Annotated in this window: 1 protein-coding gene; it reads right to left on the bottom strand. The window is 58.3% G+C overall.

The features are described from left to right. Nucleotides 1-321: hypothetical protein (locus tag AC0L20_RS40455; protein ID WP_473295739.1), on the bottom strand; the 321-nt coding region annotated here is incomplete at both ends.

The following is a 321-nucleotide window of genomic DNA, read 5'->3' on the forward strand; positions in this document are numbered from 1 at the left end:
TGGCGATCCAGGGTGCTGCCCAGTTCCAGGCGCGGGATGCGCAACAGTGCCGAGCCGGACTGTTCATTGACGTAGTTGAAATAAACCGGACTTTTTTGCACCACTTCCAGCGTCTTGCCATCGGGCGACAGCGTCACCTTGAAGTTATCGAACAGTTCACTGCGCCACTGGATTGGCCGCTCGGCGGTAAAACGAGCCTTGAAACGGTCATGACGGGCCGGGCTTGCGCCTAACTTGAGCACGTAGTGAAACTGGGTCACCAGTGGCTTGGCGGAGAAATGCTCGCGCACGGTGTAACGGATTTGCGTGCCCACTCGCAGG

Source organism: Bradyrhizobium sp. Kon58 (genome assembly GCF_055807455.1).